We start from the raw sequence: 25,917 nt of genomic DNA, 5'->3' as shown, positions 1-25,917 counted from the left end.
AGATTTTAATTGGGAATCAATCATAAAATGGAGAATACCAAAAAGCAATATTGGAAAGGGTTAGAGGAGTTGACCAAAAACCCTGAGTACGAAAAATATGCTGACAAAGAATTTCCTGAGTACCTGCCAGTAGGCGAAGAAGCTGAAGGTGGAACAGGTGCATCTAGAAGGGATTTCTTGAAATTGATGGGATTTGGAGTAGCAGCAGCATCTCTTGCAGCTTGTGAAACCCCAGTTAGAAAGGCTATCCCTTACTTGAACAAACCCGCGGATGTAGACCCAGGTGTTCCTAACTATTATGCTTCTACTTATGTAAATGGAAGTGAGTACTGTTCAGTAGTAGTTAAAACGAGAGAAGGTCGTCCTATTAAAATTGATGGAAACAAACTTTCTTCCGTGTCAGGGGGAGGTACTTCATCTCAAGCACAGGCTTCGGTTCTTTCTTTGTACGATAAAGAAAGATTGACCGCTCCTGAGCTTGGAGGAAAGAAGGTTTCTTGGGAAGATTTAGATAAAGAAGTTATTAAGCAATTATCTTCTGCTAAAAAAGTAGCATTAGTTAGTAACTCGGTATATAGCCCATCTACTTTAAAGAGTATAGAAGGTCTTCAAAATAAATATCCAAGCTTAGTACATGTTCAATACGATCAGGTATCTGCAAGTGGTATTCTTTCAGCGAATGAAAGTAGCTTTGGAATAAAGGCACTTCCATCCTATGATTTTAGTAAGGCAGACACAATTGTGTCTTTCGACGCGGATTTCTTAGGGAGTTGGATTAACCCAACGCTTTTTAGTAAGCAATTTGCTCAGACAAGGAAATTAAGTAATGGTAAGAAGTCAATGTCAAGACTCTATTCTTTTGAGTCAAACTTATCATTAACTGGTGCTAATGCTGATTACAGAACTGCTATTAAAGCGTCTGAACAAGGGGTGTTTGTTGCTAACCTTTACAACGCAATAGCATCTAAAGTTGGTATGTCTAAAGTTTCGGCTCCAAAAATCGCTGATTCTGCGATATTGATGAAAGCAGCTGCTGATCTGTTGAAAACTAAAGGAAGGTCATTAGTAGTTTCTGGATCGAATAACGAAAATGTTCAAGTATTAGTAAACGGTATTAATTCAATGTTGGCTTCTTATGGGGCAACCATTAATTTGAATTCAGCTGTCTACACTAAGAAAGGTGACGATAAAGAAATGATTAACTTCATCAAAGGCCTGAATGCTGGTAGCTATGATGGAGTTATTTTTTATAATGCCAATCCAGTTTATGATCATGCTCAAGGTGCACAGATCGCCACTGGATTGAAGAAAGCAAAATTCTCGATTTCTACTTCAGATAGAAAAGATGAAACTGCAGCATTAGCAACTGTAATTGCTCCTGATAATCACTACCTAGAGTCATGGAATGATTTCGAACCGGTAGCAGGTAAGTTCAGTTTCTCTCAGCCTACCATTTCTCCATTGTTTGATACGAGACAGGCACAAGAGTCTTTCTTGGCTTGGGCTGGAGATACAGCTTCTTATTTTGATATGTTGAAATCTTCTTGGTCTGCTAGTTTGACAGGTGACATTCAAGCAGGTTGGGATAAGTTACTTCAAGATGGAGTTGTTGAGAAGACTATAGAGACTACAGAAATCACTTTTGTAGGCGATGTTTCATCGGCTGCACAAAAAGTTTCTACTCCTGCTTCAGGATTAGAGTTAGTTATTTATGAAAACTATTCTGTAGGTACGGGTATTCAAGCCAACAATCCTTGGTTACAAGAGATGCCTGATCCAATCACTAAATCTGTTTGGGACAATTACATTACTGTAGCTCCTAAGATGGCAGAAGAACTAGGATTGGTTCTTGGAGATATGGAAACGCAGTTGGTTTCTTTAACTGTAGGAAATCAAACTATTAAGGCCCCGGCTTTAGTTCAGCCTGGACAAGCTGCTGGGACTATTGGTTTGGCCCTCGGATATGGTAGAACTAATGGAGGTAAAGTAGCCAATAAGGTAGGTGTGAACGCATATCCATTTATTGATAATACTAAAGGGTTTCAGAACAAATCTGTTACTTCAGGGGTTAAGTTAGAGCTTAGCGGAGAGAAGTATAGAGTGGCACAAACTCAGACTCATGAGACTTACATGGGTAGAGAAAATGTTGTTCAGGAGTCTATTTTATCAAAATATAAGAAGGACGAAAGCGCGGGTAGATATCACCCGATGATTTCTACATATAGTGGAGCTAAAAAACCTGGTACGATATCTTTATGGAAAGGTCATGAGTATCCGAATCATCACTGGGGAATGACCATTGACTTGAATTCTTGTACTGGCTGTGGAGCTTGTACGGTTTCTTGTCAGGCGGAAAACAACGTGCCAGTTGTAGGTAAAGAAGAGGTTCTTAACAGACGTGAGATGACGTGGTTGAGAATTGATAGATACTACAGTAGTGATGCACCAGAAGGAGATTTGACGGCAATGGAAATTGCTGCAGAAAATCCTGAGGTGACTTTTCAGCCAATGATGTGCCAGCAGTGTAACAATGCTCCTTGTGAGACAGTTTGTCCTGTAGCTGCGACTAACCACTCTTCGGAAGGTCTTAACCAAATGGCTTACAATAGATGTATTGGTACGAGATATTGTGCGAATAACTGTCCTTATAAAGTAAGAAGATTCAACTGGTTTAAATACCACGATAATGATCAGTTTGCTGATAACACCTCTATGAACAATGACTTGGGTAAGATGGTATTGAACCCAGACGTAACTGTAAGAGCTAGAGGAGTAATGGAGAAGTGTTCATTCTGTGTTCAGAGAATACAAGCTGGTAAGTTGAATGCTAAACAGGAAGGAAGAAGACCAGTTGATGGTGAAATTACTTCTGCATGTGCATCGGCTTGTCCATCGGAGGCTCTTGTATTTGGAGACTTAAAGGATCCAAATTCTAAAATTTCTCAAATGTTGAAAATCAAGGAAGTTGAAAACGAGAAAGGTAAGAAGGATCTTGAAGTGACTGAACCTAGAGCGTATCATATGTTAGAGGAGTTAAGGGTGGATCCAAATGTGTGGTATTTCACTAAGATTAGAAATAAAGAAGAAAACGAAGCTTAAGCTTAATAATAAATCAAAAGAATATGCATTCAGAAGCAGTAGTTCGTAAGCCACTCGTAACAGGGGGCAAAACTGTACACGACGTAACTGAAGACATTTGCAAAAGAGTAGAGGAGAAACCAGTGAAGTCATGGATGGCTGCAATGGCGGTGTCTCTTGCTTTGCTTGGCTTCGGAGCTTATGCGGTATTTACCCTGGTTTGGGAAGGTATCGGTAGCTGGGGTCTTAATAAAACAGTAGGCTGGGCCTGGGATATCACCAACTTCGTATGGTGGGTAGGTATCGGTCACGCGGGTACTTTGATTTCTGCGATTCTTCTCCTTTTCAGACAGAGATGGAGAATGTCGATCAACAGAGCGGCAGAGGCCATGACAATTTTTGCGGTAATATGTGCACTGCAGTTTCCACTTCTTCACATGGGTAGACCATGGATTGGAGCTATTTGGGCGTTACCATTACCAAATACTTACGGTTCTCTTTGGGTGAACTTCAACTCACCACTTCTTTGGGACGTATTTGCGATTAGTACTTATTTCTCTGTATCACTTGTTTTTTGGTATATAGGTTTGGTTCCTGATTTTGCTACTATTAGAGATAGAGCGACAGGTATTTCGAAAGCCGTATATGGAGCACTTTCATTAGGATGGACCGGTGGTGCAAAGGATTGGTCAAGATATGAAACTGTAGCGCTTGTTTTAGCTGGTTTGGCTACTCCGTTAGTACTCTCAGTACACACAATCGTATCTTTTGACTTTGCAACTTCTGTGATTCCTGGTTGGCACACGACTATCTTTCCTCCTTATTTTGTGGCTGGTGCTATATTTTCTGGATTTGCGATGGTATTGACTCTTTTGCTTGTTACAAGAAGGGTGTTTAACCTTGAGGATTACATCACGATGGAACACATGTCCGTGATGAATATTATTATCATGGTGACGGGGTCTATTGTAGGTATTGCCTATATCACTGAACTTTTTATAGCTTGGTATTCTGGTGTTGAAGGTGAACAATACGCTTTTTACAACAGAGCTTTAGGTCCATATGCTTGGGCATATTGGTCAATGATGACTTGTAATGTAATTTCTCCTCAGTTATTTTGGTTCAAAAGAATCAGAACTAATATCGCTGCTACTTTTATCATTTCGATTATCGTAAACATAGGTATGTGGTTTGAGAGATTTGTAATTATTGTTACCTCGCTACACAGAGACTTTTTACCTTCTTCATGGGCAATGTTCTACCCTACATGGGTTGACGTTGGAGTCTACATTTTTACATTTGGTTTGTTCTTCACATTGTTCTTCTTGTTTGCAAAATTCTTCCCTGTTATCAATATGGCAGAAGTGAAGAGTATTGTCAAAACAACAGGCGAAAAAACTGATAAATAATAATGAGCGGTAATAAGAATTTTGTTTTAGGTGTATATAGCGATGAGGATGAATTACTCAAAGCTATTCCTCAAGTAAGAGAAAGTGGTGTGAAGATTCACGAAGTCTTTTCTCCATTTCCAGTGCATGGTATTGATGACGTATTAGGATATAAAAGATCAAACTTATCTATCGCTGCATTCTTGTTTGGATTGTTAGGTACTACGCTAGCATTGACGATGCAGATCGGTATGATGGCTGTTGATTGGCCAATGATTGTTGGTGGTAAGGATCACCTTCCTTTTCCTACTTTTATCCCAGTAACTTTTGAGTTGACTGTATTATTGGCAGCTTTCGGTATGTGTGGTACTTTCTTCGTAGCGAGTAATTTGAGGCCTTGGGCAAAACCAAGGATTTTTGATGAAAGAATTACTGATGACAAGCATGTTGTAGTAGTTGACATCGATAAACAAAAGATGAGCGAGGCTGAAATAAAGTCTGTTTTCGAAAAAGCAGGAGCCGAGGAGATCAATAACAAACAATTTGATTAAGAAATTCTAACTAGTATAATAGATGAATTTTAATAGATATATCAACGTTTTTGCCATCCTAGCTGCTGGAGTAATGGCGGCTGCGTGCTCGGCACGAGGTGACAGAACTGGTGTGGAGTATGCACCTCAGATGTACCACTCTGTACCGTATGAGGGATTGGTACAGGTGACGGATTATGAAGCGGGTAGATGGTTGACTTCTACAGATGAAGGAGCTGCTGAATTTTACACTTCAAACCCAAATAACCCTCATAGCATGAATATGCGTGAACCAGTTGCTAATACTGTTAGAAGAGGAGATTACTTACCTTACAGAATACCAAAAGATTCAATCGCATTGGCTGGAAGAGTACTTAAAAATCCATTAGACAGCACAGAGTCTGTAGTTGCTGAAGGAAAAGTTTTATTCTCAAGATATTGTCAGCATTGTCATGGAGAACAAGGACTTGGAGACGGTCTTGTAGGAAAGGTATTCAAAGGTGTGACTCCGTACAACTCAAGGGCTGTAAAGGATAAGCCTGAGGGACACATATTCCATGTGATTACACATGGTAAGGGAAGAATGGGGTCTCATGCGTCTCAGGTAAGTGTGGAAGATAGATGGAAGATTGTAAGGTTTGTTCAAACACTTCAAAAACAATAATTCTTAAAAGAGCATAATAGTTATGAGTGACGAAAAATTCATTTTCACAGGAGGAGCCAAGAAGACACTTGCTATAGTACTGGCTGCTGGTATTGTATTAGCGATTTTAGGAGTAATAATGATTAACAGTGGAGGACATGGTCATGAAGACGTTGGTCACGCTGTTGAGGCTGTGGCTCATGAGGGACATGATGCTCATGCAAATGTTAGTCATGATGAGCATGGTGGTGGTCATGGAGCTTTCAGTTGGATCACTAGACTTAAAGCAGATCTTTGGATAAACAATTTGTACTTTTTGGGGCTTGCTGCGATAGGAGTATTTTTTATTGCTATCCAATATGTGGCACAGGCAGGATGGTCTGTGGGTCTTAAAAGAATTCCAATGGCGATGGCAAGTTGGTTGCCAATTGCTGGCGGTTTGATGGTTGTTCTTTTCTTTTTTACAAGTCATGATTTATTTCATTGGACACATTCAAGTCTTTATGCAGAAGTGGGAGGTGATGAAATCCTGAAAGGTAAGGCAGGGTATTTTTTCTGGCCTTTAGAAAATGGTGGTTTTCCTCTCTTCTATTTTGCTAGAATGATCATTTTCATAGGAGCTTGGTATTGGTTTTTTATAAAAATTAGAAAGCACATGCTGACTGAAGATATAGAAGGTGGAACTAAAAACTGGTGGCAGTCTAAAGTAGTTTCAGCTGCATTTTTAGTCTTTTTCGGTTACTCTTCATCTATAGCTGCATGGGATTGGGTAATGTCTATTGATCCTCACTGGTTCTCTACAATGTTTGGATGGTATGTATTCGCTAGTTGGTGGGTAACAGGGCTTGCTTTTATTGCATTTACTGCCGCTTTATTGAAGGATGCTGGATATTTGAAAATAGTTAACGCCAATCATTTTCATGACATAGGTAAGTTTGTTTGGGGATTTAGTATTTTCTGGACTTATATCTGGTTCTCACAATTTCTGCTTATTTATTATGCAAATATCCCAGAGGAGACAATTTACTTTGTAGAGAGATTGCAAAGCGACAAATACGCTCCATTCTTCTTCTTAAATTTAATCATCAATTTTATTCTTCCGTTTTTACTACTGATGACAAGGGATGCTAAAAGACATACAAGAATTCTGAAGGTGGTTTGTCCTATAGTTTTGATTGGTCACTGGATTGATTTTTATTTAATGGTTACTCCTGGGACTTTGAAAGAGAATGGTGGATTTGGTTTGTTAGAAGTTGGATTATTTATGGTATTTGCTGCTGCTTTCTTATTTGTAATGTTAAGAGCATTGGCTAAACATCCATTGATCGCTAAGAATCATCCAATGATGGGAGAAACATTGCACCATCATATATAACAGATTAAAGAATAAATATATATAGTATAAATTATGCTGAACTTCGTAATTGTAATATCAGTATTTCTAGTTCTGGCCATATTGGTGACAATATTCAGAGCTCATACTTTGGTACAAGTAGTAAGAGGGAAGAAAGATGGTGAGTCATTGGGCACAAGTAACAAAGTAAATGGAGCTTTATTTGTAGCTTTTGCAGTAATTGCATTGATTGCTTTCTTTTGGTATTCTTTTAGTCAATTTGACAGATACACTGTGCCAGTAGCTTCTGAACATGGTGAGATCACATATAAATTGTTTTGGATCACTATGGCAGTCACTTGTACTGCTTTCATCCTCACAAATCTTCTATTATTTTGGTTTTCATTCCGCTATCAGCATAAGGAAGGGGCTAAAGCTCATTTTTATCCTGAGAACCACAAACTAGAGACAGTTTGGACTATTATACCAGCTATCGTACTAGCTCTATTGGTATTTAGTGGTTTTAGAGCATGGAACAATATCACAGATCAGGCTCCAGAAAATGCAGAGGTTATTGAAATTTTTGGATTTCAATTCGGTTGGGCAGCAAGATATCCTGGTGCCGATGGGAAATTAGGACCGTACGATTATAAGTTGATAGATGATGATAATAAACTAGGGTTAGATTTTACTAGTCAATACTCTGTTGATGATGTAATTCCTAGGGAAATTCATATACCTAAGGGTAAGCCGGTATTGTTTAAGATAAGAGCTAGAGATGTAATTCATAGTGTCTACGTACCTCATTTTAGATTACAGATGAATGCCGTTCCAGGCATGCCTACTCAGTTTTGGTTTGTTCCAACAAAGTCTACTGCGGACATGGCTGCAGAAACAGGAAACCCAGATTTTCAATATGAGTTGGTATGTAATAAAATTTGTGGTAAAGCGCATTTTGGTATGAAGGCTATCATCATTGTAGATGAAGCTGACGAATACGAGGCTTGGAAAGCTAAGCAAAAGTCATGGTTGTCTAAGAACCCTGATTATTTATCAAGTTTGAAAACCAGCCCAGCAATGACTGTGGCTTCAAGTGAAAAAGAAAACGAGTTAGAAGCACAAGCTTCACTATAACTAAATAAGATATGGCAGTTTCAGAAGCACAAGTATTAGAGCATAGTGGCGCGAATGAGCATCATGATGATCATGAGCACCATGGGAACTTCGTAACAAATTATATTTTCTCTCTAGATCATAAAGTAATTGGTAAGCAATTCTTACTAACCGGTATATTCTGGGCGATAATTGGTGGTGGACTTTCTATCATCTTTAGATTACAACTAGGTTTTCCAGATATGGATCTTGAGTGGCTAAGACCTCTTTTGGGAAAATGGATAACTGATACTGGTAAATTAGACACTGAGTTTTATCTGGCTTTAGTGACTATGCACGGTACGATAATGGTTTTCTTCGTATTGACTGCTGGCTTAAGTGGTACTTTTAGTAACTTTTTAATACCGCTTCAAATAGGAGCTAGGGACATGGCATCTGGTTTTATGAACATGTTGTCATATTGGTTATTCTTTTTGTCAAGTGTAATCATGTTTATCTCTTTATTCATAGAAACAGGGCCTGCTGGTGGAGGATGGACAATATATCCACCTTTAAGTGCTTTACCTCAAGCAATTTCAGGATCAGGATTAGGTATGACACTTTGGTTAGTAGCGATGGTGTTTTTTATAGCCTCATCGCTTTTAGGAGGGATTAATTATATCTCAACTATCATTAACCTTAGAACTGAAGGTATGTCTTTTACAAGAATGCCACTGACTATTTGGGCATTCTTTTTAACAGCAATTTTAGGTCTATTATCATTTCCAGTACTTTTTGCCTGTGCTTTATTATTAGTATTTGATAGATCTTTTGGTACGTCTTTTTATCTTTCTGATATCTATATAGGAGGAGAAGCACTTCCAAATACTGGCGGTAGTCCAATTTTATTCCAGCATTTGTTTTGGTTTCTAGGGCACCCAGAAGTTTATATTATTATTTTACCAGCATTAGGTATTACATCAGAAATTATATCGACAAATGCGAGAAAGCCAATTTTTGGATACAGAGCAATGATTGGGTCTATGATGGGTATAGGTGTTTTGTCTTTCGTAGTTTGGGCGCACCATATGTTTGTTACTGGTATGAGTCCGTTTTTAGGGTCTATATTCATGATTTTAACTCTCATTATAGCGGTACCTTCAGCTATTAAGGGTTTTAATTATATTACAACGTTGTGGCGAGGTAACATTAGGTTTACACCGGCCATGTTGTTCTCTATAGGTTTAGTGTCATTATTTATTTCAGGTGGTGTTACGGGTATTTTCCTTGGTAATTCAGCTTTAGATATTTTCTTGCATGACACTTATTTTGTAGTTGCCCATTTTCACTTAGTAATGGGAAGTTCTGCATTCTTTGGGATGGTAGCTGGTATATATCATTGGTATCCAAAAATGTTTGGACGAATGATGGACGATAAACTAGGGTACATTCATTTTTGGCTAACATTCGTTGGTGTTTACTTAGTGTTTTTCCCAATGCATTATATCGGGATCGCTGGTTTTCCTAGAAGATATTACTCTTTCACGAATTTTGACGCCTTCAGTTCTTTTGGTGATTTGAATATGTTTGTAAGTGCAGCTGCGATTATCACGTTCGGTGCACAGTTCATCTTTTTGTTCAACTTTTTCTATAGTATGATTCGAGGAAGGAAAGCTCCTGAAAATCCTTGGGAGTCTAATACATTAGAATGGACGACTCCAAGAGTACCGGGACATGGAAACTGGCCAGGAGAAATTCCAACTGTTTATAGATGGCCTTATGATTATAGTAAACCAGGTTCAGAATCTGATTTTATACCACAGACTATACCATTGTCATCTACACCAGAATCTAATCTTGCTCATGAAGAGGAGAGTGCTAAAACTGAACAAGTAGATAAATAGGCTAATGCCTAGACCATATAAAGGTTTATTTAGAAGAATTAATTTTATTACGATCATTGCCGTTTACTTTTTAATATTAGTAGGCGGCATTGTTCGTAGTACAGGATCTGGAATGGGGTGTCCAGATTGGCCAAAGTGTTTTGGGAAATTCGTACCTCCAACTGATGTTTCAGATTTACCTAGTGATTATCAAGATCTGTATCTTAATAAAAGACTAGAAAAAAATGAAAGGCTCGCAAAGATGTTTTCATTTATTGGTATGAAGAGATTGTCCAAGAAGATTCGTGAAGAAGAATCAATATTTGTTGAACAAGAATTCAACTTTACAAGAACTTGGATTGAATATATTAATAGGTTAATTGGAGTGATAATAGGACTATTGATAATAGCAACAGTTTTATCCTCTTTGAGTTATTTAGGCTTAAATAATGCTGTAGTGTATCTATCAATTACTTCACTCATATTGGTTGTTTTTCAAGGTTGGATAGGCTCAATTGTAGTTAGTACAAATTTATTACCAGGGATGATAACATTTCATATGGTGCTAGCTATAGGTTTAATTGCTTTATTACAATTAGCTAGGTTTAAAGTAGTTAAAAGCGATTTGAAAGGTATTGTTAATTTCAGGCCTAAGAGGTTGAGAAGGATATTGGAGGTCTGTATGGTGTTATTTTTGATTCAAATTCTTTTAGGGACGCAAATAAGAGAAGCAATAGATCAAATAGCACTTAAGTTAGGAGAAGGGTTAAGAGAGAGTTGGATTGAGAACTTAGGACTGACGTTTTATATCCATCGATCTTATAGTTTGCTATTGCTATTGTTACATGTGTATTTAGGTTACATTTTATTGAAAAGTGTAAGTAATTTCAAGGAGTCTAAAATACTAGTTGCTAGTCTTGTTTCGATGATTGTGCTGGAGATACTAACTGGTATAGTAATGGCATATTTTGGTTTACCTCGATTTGCTCAACCTATACATTTACTTGTTGGAGTAGGTGTTTTTGGTGCCCAGTATTATTTGTATTTAATGATAAAAGAACGATCCTCGGATAATCCTGTATTGGTAAATGGATAAAGTAGAGAATATATCGATTGGTATTGCAGATAAAGCAAGGGCGTATGTTGAATTAATGAAATTACGCCTTTCTTCTCTCGTTGCTTTTTCTTCTGGTTTTGGTTACGTACTTGGTACAAAGGGAGAATTGAGTTTCTGGACGTTAGTTTGTCTTTCTATTGGAGGAATTTTAGTTTCTGGAGCTTCAGTTACTATCAATCAAGTATTGGAGATTCCTTACGATGCATTAATGAAGAGAACAAAGTTTAGACCTCTTCCAACAAGAAGAATTTCTGGAAATGAAGCCATTATTTTTTCTGTTGTTTTAGGGATACTTGGTTTGGGAATACTTTGGTTCACGACAAATCTCCTAACTGTATTATTGTCTTTTGTTTCTCTAGTATTATATAGTTTCATTTATACTCCACTTAAAAGAGTGGGACCTATAGCGGTTTTTGTAGGTGCTATTCCAGGAGCCTTACCACCTTTATTGGGTTGGACAGCTGCCACAGGAATGGTGACGTATGAGGCTTTGATAATTTTTGGAATTCAATTTATTTGGCAGTTCCCTCATTTTTGGGCGATTGCTTGGGTTGCTGATGAGGATTACAGAAAAGCTGGATTCAAATTGCTACCGAATGGAGGTAGAAAAGATTTGAATACTGCTATTAATATAATGATGTATACATTGTTTTTAATTCCATTGGGCTTATTACCAGCCTATTTTGGGCTTACTGGCCTAAATTCGGCAATAATAGCTACTTTTTGTGGTGTAGCTTTTTTAGCGCAGACGTTCAGCTTAATGAGAAATTATTCTGATAAAGCTGCTTTGAAGATCATGTTTGGATCTTTTTTGTATTTACCTATTGTACAGATCGCTTATTTATTAGATAAAATTTGAGATGGATACAGCTTTCCCATTAAAAAGAAAAGATAAAGGAACATCATTCAAATTGCACCCTCAGAAGGTTGCTCTTTGGTTGTTCTTGGTTTCCGTGTTTATGCTTTTTGCAGCATGGACTAGTGCTTATGTGGTTAAACAGTCTGATGGTACTATCCCAGATTTGGAAATACCGTTAATGTTTGACTATTCTACAATAGTAGTAGTCTTGAGTAGTGTTACTATGCATATGGCATATATTTTTAGTAAAAGAAATCAAATATTAAATATTAAGATTTCTTTGTTAGCTACGGCTTTATTAGGAGTGACTTTTTTAGTAATGCAGTGTATGGCTGCAGTTGAATTTACTAATGCTGGTGGATATTGGGTAGGTCATCCTATGAGCTCTTTTGTTTATGTATTAGCGGGCGCTCATGGTGTACATCTTGTTAGTGCAATAATTTTTTTAGTAATCGTAGTGAACGCTGCGTTTAGATATAGAGTGCATTCGAAAAGTATGGTTCGAATTGAAATGTGTACCACGTATTGGCATTTCTTAGGTGGACTTTGGATGTATTTATATTTATTTTTGACTCTTAATCATTAATTAAAACGAATAAAAATGGCTGGAACTGCAGTAGTTGTAGATGATTCCAAAAATCTTTGGGGTGGCGGTAATGAACCGATGAATGCAAGTTATGGAAAGCTGATGATGTGGTTTTTCCTTTTGTCAGATGTGTTCACTTTTTCTGCATTATTGATCGCTTATGGTATGGTGAGATTTAGTCACCCGGCTTTCGAGGGGGCTATAGAAGAATTTGTATTTTCTCAGGAATACTGGCCAATACCAGATAAGGTATTTAATGCAGTTCCTTTCCTACATGGAGTTGATCTACCATTGGTTTTTGTAGGTATAATGACTTTTATTTTGATACTTAGTTCGGTAACAATGGTCTTGGCTGTAGAGGCTGGGCAGAGAAATGATAGAGCTGCTGTAGAGAAGTGGATGTTATGGACACTGTTGGGTGGAATAACCTTTTTAGGCTGTCAAGCTTGGGAATGGAGTCATTTTATTCATGGAACCGATGCCGGAGGAAAGTTACTAGATGGTTCAATTTTTTACGGAGCTAATCTGTCTCAGAATCAGTATGGACCACCCAATTTTGCGGCACTTTTCTTCTTTATTACGGGTTTTCACGGTTTTCATGTATTCTCCGGAGTAGTTTTAAATTTCATTATTTTCTTTCAAGCTACTGTAGGTAAATTAGAAAGAAGAGGAACTTATGAGATGGTGGAAAAAGTCGGACTTTATTGGCATTTTGTAGATTTAGTCTGGGTATTTGTTTTCACATTCTTTTATTTGGTTTGATATAAAAATATTTATATAAAATGGAGCAGGAAAAAAGCACGTTAGAGGTAATACCAGCTGATAAAGCTAAGATTACTAAGATTTGGAAGGTTACAGGTTATCTCGCAGCTGCGACTACTGTTGAGTTTATTATCGCATTAGGTACGGATTTATCCTACTCAATAAAAACGTCGATCTTTATTTTATTGACGATATATAAAGCTTACTATATTGTTTCTGAGTTCATGCATCTAGGGCATGAGAAGAGGAGTTTGATTAACAGTATTGTATATCCATGCATTTTTATTGTGTGGTTGTTAATAGCATTACTGATTCAAGGTGAGGCTGTTTTTCAAGCTTTATTAGGTCAATAATCGATTCTAGATTTAAAATACTAACAGCCGTTCTTAATTTTTGAACGGCTTTTTTTATTCATGAAATTAAAATGGCCATTATTAATCATTCTAATTGGCTTACCAGTTGGGATTTATTTGTTTCTTCAAATGTTTGGAGAGAACAAATTTGCGATTCCTGTTTATTATCAAGGAACAATAGAAGGTGAAAATGAACCTTGTGAATATCCGAATCAAACTCAGTATAAAGTCCCAAATTTTTTAAATCAACTTGATTCAGGGGTTTTGGTTTATGGAATGTTAGAGAATAGAGTTTCACAAACATTGATGATGAATATTCAGTCTTTCCTTACTCAATCTTGGAAGGATAGGGTTCATATTTTATTACTGTATACAGATAGTACTGTAATAGAACAAAATGTCGTTGAAAGTACTTATTGGTTAAATGATTCTTTGAACTCTGTTGCAAGGTGTGCGTTGGTATTATCAGATAAAAAAGGCGATTCTACTTTTGTATTATGTGATACTGAGCGAAGAGTACGAGGTTATTATGATATTTCGGACTTGGAGGAGCTAGATAGATTAGTAATTGAGACACGAATTTTACTAGAAGAATAGAAATGACAGACACTAGAAAGGCAGGTATTATAATTACTATATTATCTATAGTAGTACCTGCGTTAGTAGCGATACTACTTTTTACTCCTTTTAAGTTAGAAACTGACTACGAGTGGATTAGAAGCCTTCCCAAAGTAAATGCGATATTAAACGGAACTACGGCAATTCTATTAATATTGGGAGGTTGGTTTGCGAAAACTGGAAACATTAGTCTTCATAAGTTAATGATGTCTTTGTCTTTGCTACTGGGTACTTTGTTTTTGTTGTCTTATGTTACTTATCATGGGTCTGTTCAGTCTGTTAGATTTGGAGATGTCAATGGAGATTACGTAGTAGATGATTTAGAGCAAGCGGCGATAGGTAGTCTAAGAATAGTTTATTTGATTATTTTATTGTCACATATAGCCCTTTCTATAGTTGTAGTACCTTTTGTACTAAGAGCTTTTTATTTTGCTTTAGCTGGGGATTTTAAAAAACATGTTAAAACCGTCAAATACACTTGGCCTATTTGGCTATATGTTTCTGTTACGGGTGTGATGGTGTATGTGCTTGCTAGTCCTTATTATCAATAATCAACACTTAACATGCGTTATTTAATCACAATAATCTGTGTGTTAACTACTTCTTATTACACTAATGCGCAGTGTGCAATGTGTAAAACCACAATAGTTAATAATGTGAGTAACGGAGAACTAGCTTTAGCTGAAGGACTTAATTTTGGAATTATCTATTTGTTTAGCTCACCATATTTGGCTTTTGCTGTGATAGCAGGAGTAGTCATTTTTAAATTTAAACAACATGCCAAGTCAAGGAGAGGCAATAATAAAATGTAAATGCCCAAAGTGCAGAGAGGGTGATATGTTCGAGACTTCAATGTTCCGAAATTATTTTAATGTAAAAATGCCAAAAGAGTGTCCAAAGTGTGGTCAGACTTATAGGCCAGAGCCGGGTTTCTTTTTTGGCGCCATGTATGTGAGTTATGGTTTTTCAGTAGCTACAATGATCACGGTTGGCGTTATTTTATATAATTTTTTTGGAGATCCCGATATGTGGGTATATATGACTACGGTTATTGCAACAGTTGCAATACTTTGGCCAATTCAATACCGTTTGTCAAGGTCGATTTTCTTTAATGTGTTTGGAGGAGTAGATTACGATCCGTCAGTCATGAAATCCAGTAAAGGATAACTGAGATGCTTTCAAAATAAACGGCTGAAGAAGCCAGGTTTTTCAATAAAAGAGGTTTTGTAGAATTCTTTTATAAGACTCTTATTAATTTATCTAATTTCAAGGTACCTTCTTTAACCTAGAAATTGTCTCTATGAAAGTGTATTATTCTCTTATTACTGCAATACTGTGTCTAACAGCATTGACGGTGATTTTTTTATCTGGTCGACGATCAGAGGAAAATACGGTTAGATGGATTGAAGAGCAAGTATCTTTACGTTTTGAGGAGTTTGAATCCATTTTGGACGGAAAGAGAAGAGTAGCTGGAGACATAATTACAGTTCGCTATGATTCTCTTGCTCGTCCTGTAATGTGGTCAGATAACGATTATATTCCCACTCTTGATCTGATATTAAATAGTCCTAATTCAAAATTACTGAGTACTGAATATGGCGAGTACCTTTATTCCTATAAGATAACAGGAAATTCTACGCATGCTGTTTTTAGTCCATTGCGTCGATTGTATAACCTGTCAAGTGAGTATGATCGAGTCAAGATCAATCATAACATTATTCCTCATGGAGTAAGCATGGTTTCCAATGGGACAGGAGTGAGAATTCAGTATAATGAGGATGTGTTGTTTTATGTAAGTATTGGAAGTGAAAACTTTTTATCCTCTAGTCAGACTATGCTGATTAAGTTTTTGTATTTGCTTCTAATCATTTCTCTATTCACATTAGTGTATCAAATAGCATCAAGGATCATATATAAAATTGGTGTCCAGTTTGCAGTATTATTGTTGTGTTTGATACTATTAGTGTTGCGACTCATTGCTCATACCTACGGGCATCTGCCTTTTTTGGATGAGTTCAGCCTTTTCGATCCAAGTGTTTTTCATTTCAGAAGCTTTTATCCTTCCCTTGGTGATGGAATTTTAAACGTAATCTCTATAAGCACTTTCTTGATTTTTATTTTATTCAATTTGGATGGTTTCGCTCCGAAGAGAAAATGGTTAAAGATAGTGTTCGTGATCAGCTCAGTATTAGGCACTTATTTAGCATTATACGCGTTTGCTAGTTCGATATATGCGATTGGGGTCAATTCCAATGTTAGCTTAGATATTAGCACATCACTTGAGTTTACTTCTGATCGTATAGCCGGCTATCTCTTGGTTGGGTTGCTTGCGATCATGTTCTTTTTGATTCATAGTTTATCATTTAGACTGGTAAAGAGTGTTTGGGTAAAGGATCGATTCGTACTTATGCTACACCTGATTTCTTTAGGAGGCGCCACTTTACTGCTTGTTTCAGAGACTATGGGTGGTTTCGTGCTGGTAATTAATGCTCTTTACATCTTTAGTACTTATAAACTAAAAATGCCAGAAACCCTGAGTTCTTTAAAATTTCAGAGCGTCAACTATTTAATGTTTACAGGAATTGTTTTAGCGGGACTCTCGGCATTATCCGTTTATAAAGCTGCTGAGCGTAAGGAGCTATATCAGATGCAGAGGTTTATCAGTTATTTGCAAGTTGATAGGGATATAGAAGGAGAGTTTATTTTATCAGACATACTGGAAGGTGTATCGAATGATACGAAATTTTTACAATACTATACAAATGAGCTTCGCGCTGAGAAGCTGGCTAAGCATCGGCTAGAAAAATATTATTTAAATACCTATTTCTCGAATTTTGAAGTTGTCGTACAGCTTTATGATAGCACTGGTAATTACTTCTTGAATAGTTTGGCTAATAATTTTGAGGAATCAAAAAAGAAGTTTGATTTTCCAGATTATAAGACGGCATATCCAAATATTTTTTACGATGGGAAGATTACTCATAACAAACGAAAACGATACATCTCATTCGTAGAATTAGGCAATAGGCAAGGTTTTATGCGTATCGAGATGACGATGAAAAAATTCTCTTCTAAACGTGTACTTCCTTTACTCTTGGCTAGTAGAAGAATGCTAGAGAAGAGTGGCTACAGTTACGCTTTCATTGCAGATGGCGGGCTTAATTATACCTCAGGAAGTTTCGAGTATGCTTCGGATTTTGATATGAAATGGCTTGGAGAGGTGCCGTTGTATAACGTAGGTATTGAACGTGAAGGGTATCATCATTTAGGGGCTGAGTTCGGAGGGAAGATTACTGTAGTCAGCCAAAAGGTATATCAGTCTGCTAGTGTGATATCTAACTTCTCTTTTTATTTCATTCTACTATTCTTCGTTCTTGGTCTAGTGAGTGTAATTATGGTAAAGAGTGAAAGAAATGAAGGGATTTACCTGAGCTTTTCTACGAAGATTATGCTGTATTCTGCGGTGTCATTTATAGTACCCTTGATACTCGTAGCAAGTGCTGTTTTAACCACAACAGATAGGACTAATAAGAAGGAAATTGAAAAGTCGAATCTTAAACGAACGGCTCTTTTGACAGAGAATCTTGATGATCCTTTGAGTGCATATGCAAAGAAGAGAATCGGTAAGGTACGTTTAGAAGATCAAATCAATCAGTTGGCTGCTTATTCAGGGATGGATATCAGCTTATATGGTAAAAGTGGAGTCCTACTTGCATCGAGTACACCTGAAATTTTTAATAAAGGAATATTATCTAAATATCTAAACCCTGCTGCGGTATCTGAGTTGTTTAAGTCTGATAAGGACTACTTTACCATGTCTGAGTCTATCGGTAAGTTTCAGTATAAGACATCGTATGTACGAATCAATTCGCCAGTTACTGGAGAAGTTCTGGGTGTATTAGCTTCACCCTATTTTGGGATCAAAAACTATGTGAAACGTCAACAACTTCAAGTGTTTGGTGACATTATCAACATTTTTACGCTAGTATTTATTTTATCAATTGGAGTCGCTTATTGGGTAATTGCCCGATTGACACAGCCTATAGTGGATGTAGCAGATAAACTTCATGATACGGGCTTTGTGAATGATAATCAACCAATAGAATGGGAGTCTGATGATGAAATAGGTATTCTGGTCAATGAGTATAACAACATGTTAGCTAAGCTAGAAGAGACCAAAGTAGAACTAGCGAGAAACGAGAAGGAAGCAGCATGGCGCGAGATGGCCAAACAGGTAGCTCATGAGATTAAGAATCCTCTGACACCGATGAAGCTTTCTATTCAGCACCTTAATAGAGTTTTTGCAGATCAACCAAACAAAAGGAAGACTTTGGATAACCTACTTGCACAAGTAGATACCTTAGATGAGATAGTAACTTCATTTAGTCACTTCGCTAAAATGCCAACACCACTGAATGAACCGTTTAATTTTGGAGAAGTTTTGCAAAGATCTGTAGATCTACATGTAGATAAGAGAATCGATCTTGAAATCCCAATGGAAGCATGTATAGTGTCCGGGGACAAAAAGCTATTCGGAAGAATCTTTAATAACCTCATTTTAAATGGTTTTCAAGCTATGAAAGACGTAGAGAACCCTATGATGATGGTGAGACTCTTTATCCACGGGGACAATATCGTTGCCCATTTCCAAGATGAAGGAGAAGGTATAGATGAGGAGAATCGTGATAAAGTATTTATTCCCAATTTCAGTACCAAAGAAACTGGGTCAGGCATTGGACTGGCAGTAGCCAAGCGAGGTATCGAACATGCTGGAGGTAATATCTGGTTTGAGTCTGAACCTGGTCATACGACCTTTATGATCAGTATGCCACTTTGGAAAGACGAAACCGTACAAAATAACGCCTAATACTCACTAATTTTAGCGGATTGGTGTTATAGGTTAGATGCGAAGAATAGTTTTAACTTTCGGGATAGTGTTTTTGGTGCAGATCGCATGGGCACAGTACGGCAGACGCTGCCTTACTACCCTTCCAGTTTCTTCTACGATAGCATTAAGAGATAGCTTGCTAATTGACCCCCAGAGTATTGAGTTGACTCCAAACCTTGCTTTTGAATATGATCAATCGACCAAAGAGATTTCTCTCAAAGTTCCTATAGCCACTTCTATAGAGGTTTGTTACAGAGTTTTTCCTATTAATGTTGAGAAGGTATATGCTCATCAATCAGCGGATGCTTACGACTCTACCGCTACTTTTTCTGCTTTTACCCAAGAGGTCTACCAATACGAAAAGGAAGAGCTATTTGAAACACCAAAAATTTATAAGACCGGAAGTTTAACGAGAGGTGTGAGTTTTGGAAATTCTCAAAGTGTCAATGTAAACTCTAGTTTCAACTTTCAAATGGAAGGGCAACTGACCGATAAATTAAACATCCGAGCAGACATAACAGACCAAAATGTTCCCTTTCAGCCCGAAGGAAATACCCAACAGTTGCGAGAGTTTGACAATGTAACCTTTGAAGTTTATAATGATGATTTGTCCATTCAAGCTGGAGATGTTTTACTCAAGAATGACAATTCCTATTTCCTAAAGTACAATAAGAATGTATTAGGAGGGAAAATTGATGTGAAGTATGGTGATCAAAATAAGACTTATGGTCAAAGTATGTTTGCTATCGCAGCGGCAAAAGGTCAGTTCGTTGATTTGACATTAGATGCAGAAGAAGGGCTACAAGGACCCTATCAATTGCGTGATGCAAATGGGCGACAATTTTTAGTAGTAATGGCCAACTCAGAGCAGGTTTATATTGACGGGCAGTTGATGACTCGTGGCTTCAATTATGACTATGTTATTGATTACAATCTAGGTGAGATTACGTTTACACCCAATGTATTGATTACACAGTTCACGAGAATCAGGGTGACCTTTGAATATTCTGACCAGAGCTATAGTCGTTCGATTATTACTGCGAGACAAAAAGTAAACTCGGGTAAAGTAGATTTTACTTTTAACTATTATCGAGAGAAAGATGATCTCAATCGCCCATTGGCTTTTACCTTGTCTCAAGAAGACCAAATCAAGATGGCTGAGGCTGGAGATGATGATATCCCAGTACCCATAGGGAGTGAATTACAAGTCCCATATTTAGCAGATAGGGTTTTGTACGAAAAGATCGATACAGTTGATTTAGATAATAATCCCGTAGAAATATTTCAATATTCAAGAGATTCTATAGCCGAATTATATCAGGTTTCTTTTGCTGAGGTGGGGTTTGGAAATGGAGATTATGAATTGGTTCAAAATGATGTCAATGGCAGAGTGTATGAATGGGTAAGCCCTCAGCTCGGGCAGTCGATGGGAAGATATGCCCCTGTTCGGTTTGTTCCTGCTCCGAATATGAGGCAAATGGTTACAGTTGAAGCAAAGTTGAGAATAGGCAAATCCTTGGAAGCTTATTCGGAAGTAGCTTTTTCGAACGAAGACCTTAATTTGTATTCTCCTATAGGTAATGAAGATAACAGAGATCTGGCCACATTGATAGGTGCTCGAATTGTTAAAAAGCCACTCTCAAAAGGCTATTTCTTATCAGCAGATATTAATTACGAGTATGACGGTAAAGACTTTCAAATAATCGATAGATATCGTCCAATAGAGTACGATCGCAACTGGAGTTATAGAGCGAAAGAGGATACATTTCGAACCAGTGACAACATTTTCAATATAGTCGCCTCAATAAAGAAAGATCTATATAATCAGATCAACGCAAGATACAGTACTCGCCAAAAGGAATTTGCGATTGATGGATATCAACAGGATTATTCACTTCAAAAAAGCTTTGATGCGATAAAGTTTTCAGGAGCATGGTTCGACATGAACAATGACAACCTCTACCAAGAATCGTCATGGCAGCGCTGGCATGGAGAAGTGTTTTACGACCGTTTCTTTGCTGTGCCAGGCTATAAAATCATGGCAGATCAAAATGAAGTCAAAGCTACAGGGACAGACTCCCTTGTGAGTACTGCTATGAATTATACATCGCAGCAATTTTATATCAGAAACCATGATTCTCTACGAATGAGTTTTCGACTAGAACAGATATTCAGAGAGGATAAGAGTATAACAGAAGGTAATTTGTTACCATTTACACAGTCACAGACCACTACAGCTCAGGTTTCCACTCCCAAACGAGCTAGTCAGGTGGTAGAACTGACAGCCACCTATCGCCAGCTACAATATCTAGAAGAGTTTAGCGAACTAGATGATGAGAACTTGATTTTAGGAAGAGTTAACTGGAGAAGTGTTTATTTCAAAAGGCATTTGGACACTGATCTAATGTATTCTACATCTAGTAGCCGAGAGATACTGCGTGAATTCGCATATGTACAAGTACCAACTGGAGAGGGAACCCATACTTGGCGGGACTTGAATGAAGATGGAGTACAAGACATATCAGAGTTTTTCTTAGCAGTCAACTTTGACGAAAAGAACTACATCAGGGTCTTTGTACCTACTACAGAATCTGTAGATGCATTTAATACACTTTTTATTTATACATTGAATGCTAACGCTCCTCGGTCATGGAGCAAAGCTGATGGCTTTTTAGGGTTTCTTGGTAAATGGAGTAATAGAACTAATATCAATATCAATAAGAAAAATACAGATGATGATTTCAATTCTAGGTTCAACCCTTTCGCACTTCAAATCGATGATCAAAACCTAATATTTACGCGAGATGGTATACGCTCCACCATGTTTTATAATCGTACTGGGCGAGGACTTGGAGGAGATATTACCTATTTAGTCAATCGATCCAAGCAAGCTATATCCAGAGGTGTAGACTCTCGATCTACTCAGGAATATAGCACTAACCTTCGCTATCATATTGGTGATGAAATAACGCTGACGACAGGATACATGATACAGTACAAGAAAAATGCATCACAATATCAGCAGGACCAGAATTTCGAGATACAGACTAATAGAATCGCTCCTGGTATTATCTGGCAACCGAATAATAACCTTAGGTTTTCCACAGTTTATAGCTTGATTCAGAAAATAAATACAGATGCTGAAGTCCCTGAAGAATCTCAAACAGATGAAGTTACATTCGAAACGAGATGGGCCAATGGAATTAAAAATTCACTCACTGCTAATTTTACCTACTCCAATATCAGCTTTGAAGGAGATGAAAACACCGCAGCCGCCTATGAACTCCTCAATGCTCTTCGTCCTGGAGTCAATACAGCATGGAGGCTAAACTATAATCAGAAACTATTCTCTGGTCTACAAATGACTTTGGGATATGAAGGGCGAAAGTCATCAGGGTCTAATATGATTCATATGGGGAGAATGCAGGTGACTGCATTGTTTTAAACATTCTTCATGCTTACATAAGGACACGATGTGTGCTCAGTACTTAGCACAGTATCTGCTCAGTAGTGAGCACAATGTCTGTTCCAGTAAGGCTCAGAAAAACCTGTATTGAGTAGAGAAATCAATGCCATTTAATTGTTATAACCTGTCACATCAAACATTCTTAAACAACATCATCTATTGGACAATAGTTGTCCCCTATGCAGGACAACATCTGTCCAGCATAAGGGAACGAACCTGTCCTGCGTAAGGGACAGACACAGTCAAGGCAAGAGAATAAAAAATGATCAAAAGTAGACTATTGATACAGGAGGGCTTTACAATTCGTTTACATTTGGTAGCAAAAAACAAGACGATTGATGAGACTATATATTGCAGCACTTCTGATCACGATACTTTTCGGGTGTCAAACTAAATACGAACTAAAAGAAGGAGAAAAATATCTCTGGGTGTATAGCCTTAGAACAGAATGCGACAAATCATCTACCGAGCTATGTTATAAAATAAAACTTGGTGAAAATCCAAATATGAACGAATGGGAAAGCTCAAAGGCATTACCAATAGGGTTTGAGTATGAAGAAGGCTATATATACAGACTAGCTGTGACCAGTAAGTATATAACGGATGATTCAGTAGTCTACACTATGACTGAGCAAGTCAATAAAATCAAAGATCAGAAACTGGTTCTAAACGATATCTGGGTACTGGAAAAAGTAAAGGGAGAGTCAATTGATTTGTCAGGAGGGCAAGGGTTACCCCAACTGGAGCTGAAAATTCGAGATATGAAATTCTTAGGGTTTGATGGGTGCAATTTTATACAAGGTGAAATAGAAGGAGTAGGGACAGATCGTATTGAGTTTGGATCTGTAGCACACACCATGAAAAATTGTCCCAAAATGGAATTGGGAAATCAATTCAGAGAATTACTAAAAGAGACTAAAACTTACAAAGTCAAAGACCTAAGATTGATGCTATACAATGAAGCAGGAGAAGAAATTCTTAAGATGAAGAAAGTAGATTAGAGATGTAGATAGTAATCCTTCAATAACCCTACAAACTCATTGGTATACTCCTTGCCATCCCGAATGCTTATTTGTTCGGGAATTGCATCAAAATCATTACGTTGGACTTCAGATATTATTCTAAACACTCCTTTGTTGGGCTGGTTTTTTACTATGAGTGCAGGTTTAGCAAATAGATTTTTAGCCTTAGCTTCCAATGAAAACAATTGACTTTCATACTCGGGGTATAGAACGAAAGCTTTTCCTTCATTAGAAAGCACTTTATCAATCACTACGGATAATGTACTGGCGCTTAAACCTTCAGATTGATGAAGGGCAAGATTTCGAGTAGAGGATAGAGACTTTAAAGAAGACTTAAAAAACGGAGGATTAGAGATAATTAAATCATACTTGATGCTTGATGATTCAGCAAAAGACTGAATATCCTTATGATGGATATTCAACCTATCTGACCAAGGAGACTCTTTGAAGTTTTCCGATGCCTGATGAGCAGCCCCTTCGTCAATCTCTACAGAGTCAATAACAGCATCGAATCTTTGAGCCAGCATAAGTGACAATAGACCAGTTCCAGCCCCTATATCCAGAATTCTCTCAGCAGAATTTGCCTGAACCCAAGCACCAAATAAACAAGCCTCCGTGCTGACCTTCATCGCACATTGACCTTGATTGATTTTAAACTGTTTGAATTGAAAATAAGAGTTGGGCATCCGAGATCAATTAACCATTTACTCCAGACTCGAATCCCACATCAGCAGGAAGGTTAGGAGCTAAAGCAGCCTCTACCGCCAGTTCATCACAGCGCTCGTTTTCTGGAATACCAGCATGACCTTTGACCCATTTGAACTTGACTTTATTTCGTTTATAAACCGGAATGAAGCGTTTCCAGAGATCACTGTTCTTTTTGTCTTTGAAGTTCTTTTTGACCCAGCCCCATAGCCAGCCTTTTTCTACAGCATCTACTACATACTTAGAATCAGAGTAAATCAAAACATCAGCATTGATCACCTTCAAAGCCTCTAAACCTTTGATCACAGCCAGCAACTCCATTCTATTGTTAGTAGTCTTGCGAAAACCCTCAGAAAGTTCCTTTCTATGTCCTTTAGCCAGTAAAACCGTACCATAGCCGCCTGGCCCAGGATTGCCTCTAGAGGCTCCATCAGTATATATTGTAATCATAGATGCATTGATTTCGAGGACAACAGCCCATTTAGTATGATTCCCCGATCTCACGAATCAGGGAAATCTATTTTACCACATCAAAAGAGCGTTTTTGAACAATTTGATTGCGATAGCTAACAAAATTATACCAAAAACCTTTCTTAGAATATTGAAACCCGCCACTCCGATTTTGGCCTCTAGCCAGCTTGAAGATTTCAATACTATAAATACCAAGAGAAGATTGATTACGATCCCTACTAAAATATTAGGTAGTTCGTATTCTGCCCTTAAGGAAAGCAAAGCCGTCATCGTACCGGGTCCTGCCAAGAGAGGGAAAGCCAAAGGGACAATCGAAGAACTGGTTTCAGCCTCAGGATCTGGTTGAAACAAGACTATACCCAGCGTCAATTCCAGCCCTATCAAAAACATAATCAACGCCCCAGCTATGGCAAATGACACGATATCCAATCCAAAAAGGTGTAAAATCTTAGTACCCAAAAGCAGGAATGCAATCATGATTACTCCCGCCACTATTGTAGCCTTAGCACTTTCGATTTTTCCAGATCTCTTTCGGAGATCAATCACGATCGGTAAACTACCCACGATATCTATTATCGAAAATAGAATTAGAGTGACAGAGATAATTTCTTTAAAACTAAACATCCTTCTTTTCAATTAAATATTCAACACCCATATCATACCCTTTCAGACCTTGACCTATATAGTGACTAACACAAACAGCAGTCAAAAAAGAAAAATGTCTGAACTTCTCGCGTTTTGAGATGTCTGAAATATGTACCTCCACTACTGGAGTCTTTACACCACTGATCGCGTCAGCTATAGCCACCGAAGTGTGCGTATATCCACCCGCATTGAATACTATCCCGTCGTAGCTAAAACCTACTTCATGAATCTTGTCAATCAAAGCCCCCTCATGATTGCTCTGAAAGTACTCCAGCTCCACATTAGCAAACTTGGCCAACATCTCCTGAAAGTAATCTTCAAATGTCTGCGTACCATAGATCTCAGGTTCACGTTTTCCCAGAAGGTTAAGATTGGGTCCGTTGAGAATAAGGATTTTCATAAATCAATACATTTCAATTTCTAATCTGGTTGTGTTTAGGTTTGCGCAAAGATAAATTGAGACGAGGCAATTGGTCTT

The 25,917-nt window shown here is 37.7% G+C and carries 22 protein-coding genes; 18 read left to right on the top strand and 4 right to left on the bottom strand.

From position 1 onward, the window contains the following. The first annotated feature begins 27 nt into the window (after positions 1-27). The 18 genes from DKG80_RS15665 to DKG80_RS15575 all read left to right on the top strand — a co-directional run bounded on the left by DKG80_RS15665 (position 28) and on the right by DKG80_RS15575 (position 23,597). A complete protein-coding gene (locus DKG80_RS15665) occupies positions 28-3,099 on the top strand; it encodes a TAT-variant-translocated molybdopterin oxidoreductase (RefSeq protein ID WP_109832307.1) in 3,072 nt (1,023 codons plus the stop codon). A gap of 23 nt (positions 3,100-3,122) precedes the next feature. Then, a complete protein-coding gene (gene nrfD / locus DKG80_RS15660) occupies positions 3,123-4,487 on the top strand; it encodes an NrfD/PsrC family molybdoenzyme membrane anchor subunit (protein WP_109832306.1) in 1,365 nt (454 codons plus the stop codon). A 2-nt stretch (positions 4,488-4,489) separates the two neighbouring features. Then, the gene (locus tag DKG80_RS15655; protein WP_109832305.1) at positions 4,490-5,017 is read left to right on the top strand and encodes a DUF3341 domain-containing protein; all 528 of its coding nucleotides are present in this window, start codon (positions 4,490-4,492) and stop codon (positions 5,015-5,017) included. Between the two features lie 22 nt (positions 5,018-5,039). Further along, the gene (locus DKG80_RS15650) at positions 5,040-5,660 is read left to right on the top strand and encodes a c-type cytochrome (RefSeq protein WP_109832304.1); all 621 of its coding nucleotides are present in this window, start codon (positions 5,040-5,042) and stop codon (positions 5,658-5,660) included. 22 nt (positions 5,661-5,682) lie between these two features. Next, complete coding sequence (locus DKG80_RS15645; RefSeq protein ID WP_109832303.1) at positions 5,683-7,014, top strand: quinol:cytochrome C oxidoreductase; 1,332 nt, start codon at positions 5,683-5,685, stop codon at positions 7,012-7,014. Between the two features lie 33 nt (positions 7,015-7,047). Beyond that, positions 7,048-8,106 (top strand): cytochrome c oxidase subunit II, encoded by a 1,059-nt coding sequence (locus DKG80_RS15640; protein WP_109832302.1) that lies wholly within the window; start codon positions 7,048-7,050, stop codon positions 8,104-8,106. An 11-nt stretch (positions 8,107-8,117) separates the two neighbouring features. After that, a complete protein-coding gene (locus tag DKG80_RS15635) occupies positions 8,118-9,968 on the top strand; it encodes a cytochrome c oxidase subunit I (protein ID WP_109832301.1) in 1,851 nt (616 codons plus the stop codon). 4 nt (positions 9,969-9,972) lie between these two features. Further along, complete coding sequence (locus tag DKG80_RS15630) at positions 9,973-11,043, top strand: COX15/CtaA family protein (RefSeq protein ID WP_109832300.1); 1,071 nt, start codon at positions 9,973-9,975, stop codon at positions 11,041-11,043. Then, positions 11,036-11,923 carry a heme o synthase gene (gene cyoE / locus DKG80_RS15625; protein ID WP_109832299.1) on the top strand — a complete coding sequence of 296 codons (888 nt, stop codon included), beginning with the start codon at positions 11,036-11,038 and terminating at the stop codon, positions 11,921-11,923. The genes DKG80_RS15630 and cyoE overlap by 8 nt, the downstream gene beginning before the upstream one ends. Position 11,924: 1 nt before the next feature. After that, positions 11,925-12,509, top strand: coding sequence for a cytochrome c oxidase subunit 3 (locus DKG80_RS15620; RefSeq protein ID WP_109832298.1), 585 nt, complete (start codon positions 11,925-11,927; stop codon positions 12,507-12,509). A gap of 15 nt (positions 12,510-12,524) precedes the next feature. Next, positions 12,525-13,271 carry a cytochrome c oxidase subunit 3 gene (locus DKG80_RS15615; RefSeq protein WP_109832297.1) on the top strand — a complete coding sequence of 249 codons (747 nt, stop codon included), beginning with the start codon at positions 12,525-12,527 and terminating at the stop codon, positions 13,269-13,271. Between the two features lie 20 nt (positions 13,272-13,291). Continuing rightward, complete coding sequence (locus DKG80_RS15610; protein WP_109832296.1) at positions 13,292-13,624, top strand: cytochrome C oxidase subunit IV family protein; 333 nt, start codon at positions 13,292-13,294, stop codon at positions 13,622-13,624. 60 nt (positions 13,625-13,684) lie between these two features. Then, entirely contained in the window at positions 13,685-14,221 is a 537-nt protein-coding gene (locus DKG80_RS15605) for a hypothetical protein (protein ID WP_109832295.1), read from the top strand. Between the two features lie 2 nt (positions 14,222-14,223). Next, complete coding sequence (locus DKG80_RS15600) at positions 14,224-14,793, top strand: DUF420 domain-containing protein (RefSeq protein ID WP_109832294.1); 570 nt, start codon at positions 14,224-14,226, stop codon at positions 14,791-14,793. A 226-nt stretch (positions 14,794-15,019) separates the two neighbouring features. Then, positions 15,020-15,409, top strand: a complete 390-nt coding sequence (locus DKG80_RS15590) for a DUF983 domain-containing protein (RefSeq protein WP_109832292.1) — start codon at positions 15,020-15,022, stop codon at positions 15,407-15,409. Positions 15,410-15,542: 133 nt separating this feature from the next. Then, positions 15,543-19,109 (top strand): sensor histidine kinase, encoded by a 3,567-nt coding sequence (locus DKG80_RS15585; protein WP_109832291.1) that lies wholly within the window; start codon positions 15,543-15,545, stop codon positions 19,107-19,109. Positions 19,110-19,146: 37 nt separating this feature from the next. Continuing rightward, entirely contained in the window at positions 19,147-22,575 is a 3,429-nt protein-coding gene (locus DKG80_RS15580) for a hypothetical protein (RefSeq protein ID WP_109832290.1), read from the top strand. 359 nt (positions 22,576-22,934) lie between these two features. Further along, positions 22,935-23,597 (top strand): META domain-containing protein, encoded by a 663-nt coding sequence (locus DKG80_RS15575; protein WP_109832289.1) that lies wholly within the window; start codon positions 22,935-22,937, stop codon positions 23,595-23,597. Here DKG80_RS15575 and DKG80_RS15570 read toward each other — a convergent pair. The 4 genes from DKG80_RS15570 to aroQ form a co-directional block, all read right to left on the bottom strand. Further along, positions 23,594-24,304 carry a tRNA1(Val) (adenine(37)-N6)-methyltransferase gene (locus DKG80_RS15570; RefSeq protein WP_109832288.1) on the bottom strand — a complete coding sequence of 237 codons (711 nt, stop codon included), beginning with the start codon at positions 24,302-24,304 and terminating at the stop codon, positions 23,594-23,596. The two genes, DKG80_RS15575 and DKG80_RS15570, sit on opposite strands and share 4 nt — an antisense overlap. Positions 24,305-24,314: 10 nt before the next feature. After that, positions 24,315-24,773, bottom strand: coding sequence for a ribonuclease HI (rnhA, locus tag DKG80_RS15565; RefSeq protein ID WP_109832394.1), 459 nt, complete (start codon positions 24,771-24,773; stop codon positions 24,315-24,317). Between the two features lie 72 nt (positions 24,774-24,845). Beyond that, positions 24,846-25,418, bottom strand: a complete 573-nt coding sequence (locus DKG80_RS15560) for a MarC family protein (protein WP_109832287.1) — start codon at positions 25,416-25,418, stop codon at positions 24,846-24,848. Next, positions 25,411-25,839 (bottom strand): type II 3-dehydroquinate dehydratase, encoded by a 429-nt coding sequence (gene aroQ / locus DKG80_RS15555; RefSeq protein ID WP_109832286.1) that lies wholly within the window; start codon positions 25,837-25,839, stop codon positions 25,411-25,413. The genes DKG80_RS15560 and aroQ overlap by 8 nt, the downstream gene beginning before the upstream one ends. Positions 25,840-25,917: the final 78 nt, after the last annotated feature.

It is taken from the genome of Reichenbachiella versicolor (assembly GCF_003171675.1).
GTDB classification, from domain to species: Bacteria; Bacteroidota; Bacteroidia; order Cytophagales; family Cyclobacteriaceae; genus Reichenbachiella; species Reichenbachiella versicolor.
The sequence above is the reverse complement of the archived record's forward strand: the minus strand, read 5'-3'. Positions and strand labels throughout refer to the sequence as shown.